Origin of the sequence: Clostridioides sp. ZZV14-6150 (assembly GCF_020657875.1) — a bacterium.
In the GTDB taxonomy this organism is placed as follows: Bacteria; Bacillota; Clostridia; order Peptostreptococcales; family Peptostreptococcaceae; genus Clostridioides.
In genome coordinates, this window is sequence record NZ_JAGWDA010000063.1 from 1 (window position 1) to 439 (window position 439).

Genomic DNA, 439 nt, shown 5'->3' on the forward strand with positions numbered 1-439 from the left:
TTATTTTTAAACTTTCATATTTTCTTGAAAGTTTTCTTTGTTCTCTTTTTAATTTCTTCTCAACTTTCTTAACTGTAAAAGTTTTATTTATATTTTTAAACTTCTTTTTATCTGAACATATTGCAAAATCTTTAATTCCTAAGTCAATACCTATTCCTTCATTAGTACATTTAGATACTCGAATATCATTTTCCTCAACTAATATAGATACATAGTATCTACTAGATTTTTGACTTACTGTACCACTCTTAACTATTGAATTTATTGGTATATATCCGAATTCTTTTAATCTTACCCACCCAAGAGTAGGTATTTTAACTCTATGCCTTTCAATAGCCCAATCAGTCTTATTATTCTTAGGAAAATATGCTTTTACATCTTGATTTTTCTCTTTCTTGAACTTAGGAAAGCCTTTAGCACCTTTAAAAAAGTCTTTAAA

1 protein-coding gene is annotated in these 439 nt (G+C 26.2%); it reads right to left on the reverse strand.

The window, feature by feature from the left end:
- Nucleotides 1-439, reverse strand: a 439-nt coding sequence (locus KGF41_RS20545) for a transposase (RefSeq protein ID WP_227857141.1), incomplete at both ends; no start/stop codon positions are given.